General features: G+C 39.2%; 5 protein-coding genes. All 5 read right to left on the reverse strand.

Annotation, left to right across the window (positions count from 1 at the left end; genetic code table 11):
* The coding region (gene paaD / locus AC6F75_RS08835) for a 1,2-phenylacetyl-CoA epoxidase subunit PaaD (RefSeq protein ID WP_500714642.1) at positions 1-351 on the reverse strand (351 nt) is incomplete at its 3' end.
* A gap of 44 nt (positions 352-395) precedes the next feature.
* A complete protein-coding gene (locus AC6F75_RS08840) occupies positions 396-764 on the reverse strand; it encodes a four helix bundle protein (protein ID WP_500714643.1) in 369 nt (122 codons plus the stop codon).
* A gap of 61 nt (positions 765-825) precedes the next feature.
* The gene (gene paaC, locus AC6F75_RS08845) at positions 826-1,638 is read right to left on the reverse strand and encodes a 1,2-phenylacetyl-CoA epoxidase subunit PaaC (RefSeq protein ID WP_500714644.1); all 813 of its coding nucleotides are present in this window, start codon (positions 1,636-1,638) and stop codon (positions 826-828) included.
* Between the two features lie 58 nt (positions 1,639-1,696).
* Complete coding sequence (gene paaB, locus AC6F75_RS08850; protein WP_500714645.1) at positions 1,697-2,029, reverse strand: 1,2-phenylacetyl-CoA epoxidase subunit PaaB; 333 nt, start codon at positions 2,027-2,029, stop codon at positions 1,697-1,699.
* A gap of 50 nt (positions 2,030-2,079) precedes the next feature.
* Complete coding sequence (locus AC6F75_RS08855; RefSeq protein ID WP_500714646.1) at positions 2,080-2,583, reverse strand: DUF6398 domain-containing protein; 504 nt, start codon at positions 2,581-2,583, stop codon at positions 2,080-2,082.
* Between the last annotated feature and the right edge of the window lie 75 nt (positions 2,584-2,658).

Consider the following 2,658-nt stretch of genomic DNA (forward strand, 5'->3'; position numbering starts at 1 on the left):
TTCCTTATCTGCAATAGCATCAAGCGGAGCGGCGATACCATATTTTTCAAGAGCTGCTCTGCCTTCTTCCGAAATCATATCTGTACTCCAGGCCGGGGAAAGGACGAGTTTGACTTTGGCTTTCATTCCCGCTTTCGCGAACGCGGTTACTATATCATCGCCTATCACATCCATCGCCGGGCAACCGCTGTAGGTGGGTGTGATTTTTACTTCTACAAAGCCATCTTCCAGAACCTCAGCTTCTCTTACCACACCCAAATCGACTATGGTCAGCACCGGGATTTCTGGGTCGGGGACGGTTTTGAGGATGTTGAGGAAGGTTGGGTTGATATGTGATGATGTTTTTAGCATAAAAAATTATGAATATCGAATACGGAATTATGAATATCGAAGTTTTACTTTTTATTTTTATTTTGAGAGGTTCTTATACTTGTTACAAAAATTGCTACTAATTCATTGCTTTCGATTATAAGTGCATCCAGTTTTTCAATATCTTTTAACAGATTTGCTCCTTTTTGAATTTTTAAATTAACTAGAGACTCTCTTAATTCTTTTAGACAGACTTTCATTTTATGGATAAAATCTCTCGCAGACTCAGCATTTTGAGCTTCACCATAATTTAATGCCGGAGAGGTTGCAGAACGAATTAACTGTTCAGATAAATGTTTTGAAGCAAAACTACCTTCGATTTTTTTGCAGAGTATTATGACATCTATTGCAAACTTTATGAGTCTTTCCTCTAAATCATATTTGTAATTTTTCATGTATCTGTAAAGTATTAAACTTCAAAATTCTACATTCTAAAATTCGTTATTCAGTCTTCTTTTACCATTTCATTCCGGGATAGGTGCGTTGCATGAATTGCATATCTGAAAGGATGTAGCCCATATGCTCGGTGTGGACACCGTGTTTACCACCTTTGTGGAAATACTTGATTTCCGGCACCTCTAAAGTTGCTTCTCTTAAGAGTTCGCTAACTTCTTTGTAATAAGGTTCTTTTAACTGACTTGCATCTACTCCAATTCCGGCTTCTGCAGCAGCTTTTGCGGCTTCGGTCATTTCAAAGAGTTCGTTGGTAAAAGGCCACAGATCGTTAACGGCTTTTTGAACACGCTCGTGGCTTTCTTCAGTACCGTCCCCAAGGCGTTTTACCCAATCACCTGAAAAACGTTTGTGGTAACTCACTTCTTTGATTGCTTTTTTGGCTATGGCCGAAAGGGTTTCATCTTTACTATATTGCAAATGTCGCATCAACATCAAATGAAATACGTCAAAGAAATACTGACGGGTGATAACATAGCCAAAATCGGTATTGGGTTGTTCTACCAGTAGCACGTTTTTGTAATCACGTTCCAAACGAAGGAAAGCGATGTCGTCTTCGCTTTTGTCTTCTCCTGATAGCTGGGCAATGTATTGGTAGTAACTGCGCACCTGTCCGAATAAGTCCAATGACATATTGGTGATAGCGATATCGGTTTCCAAACTGGGTCCGTGACCGCAGAGCTCACCGAGGCGTTGGCCTAGGATAAGGGAGTTGTCGGCGATTTCTAGTATATAAGAAATCTTCAAAGCCCCTCCCCGACCCTCCCCAAAGGGGAGGGAGTTTGATTGATTAAAATTATTAGATATGATGTTCATATTTCAAATTTTTTTAGTAATTGTTCCTCCCCCTTCGGGGGAGGTTAGGTGGGGGCTTTTACATATGCTTCAACTCATCCGGCAACTCATAAAAAGTGGGATGACGGTACACCTTGTCTGCGGCGGGTTCAAAGAATTCGCCGTTTTCTTCGGGGTTGGAGGCGGTGATGTATTTGGACTCCACAACCCAGATGCTTACACCTTCATTGCGGCGAGTATAGACATCCCGGGCGTTTTCCAATGCCATTCCAGCATCAGCTGCATGCAGGCTACCAAAGTGGCGGTGCTCCAATCCGTTTTTGCTTCTTACGAAGATTTCCCAGAGGGGCCAGTTTTTCCTCTCCCCAGCCCCTTTCGAAAGAGGGGGAGTTTGGTTTTTATTTTTATTCATAAGTTTACCTTTTTAAACTCTTAATATGTTCTTTATAATCTGTAATCCTTTTATTCACTTTGTGTTGTAAATGAAACATCTCTTCCTTCTGCCCTTTCATTCTTGACAAATTCTTGAAGGTCTTCGGGAATATCTGTAAGTGGGACAAATATACCATCAACCATTACTAACTTATTCAAAGGATTTGACCCACTTATATATTTGGTTGAAAATTCTGAATCAAATATTGATAAATTAAGTAACTCTTTTATTTTTTTTGCTTTGGCAGATACAGTGGAATTTTTTGAGCCAAAAAAATCACTTATCTCTTGAGCAGAAACATAAGGTTCAAAGTTTTTATCAAATAAAAAATTTATAGAGCCGATAGCGTAAACTACTGCCGCTGCCCATATTTCAATTTGTCCTCGTTTAAAAGGGACTTCTCGTTTTCTACCAAGTTTTTTTACTAATTTTTCACATAAATAAAAGTATTCCTCATCTAACTTTTGCGAGCAGAAGCTTCCTGTTAACTCTAAAAGTTGCTTTTCCTTATTTTTAATTTCTTCTTTAGACATGATTATCCTTATATATTAGAGTGGACATTTTAAATTATTACGTTCAATCTCAACTCGCCTTCTCCACCTTCTTCG

The sequence above is a fragment of the Planktosalinus sp. genome (assembly GCF_059864935.1).

Excerpts from the sequence above, each read along its gene's own strand:
- AC6F75_RS08840 (WP_500714643.1), bottom strand. The coding sequence starts at position 764 with ATGAAAAATTACAAATATGATTTAGAGGAAAGACTCATAAAGTTTGCA.
- paaC (WP_500714644.1), bottom strand. The coding sequence starts at position 1,638 with ATGAACATCATATCTAATAATTTTAATCAATCAAACTCCCTCCCCTTT.
- paaB (WP_500714645.1), bottom strand. The coding sequence starts at position 2,029 with ATGAATAAAAATAAAAACCAAACTCCCCCTCTTTCGAAAGGGGCTGGG.
- AC6F75_RS08855 (WP_500714646.1), bottom strand. The coding sequence starts at position 2,583 with ATGTCTAAAGAAGAAATTAAAAATAAGGAAAAGCAACTTTTAGAGTTA.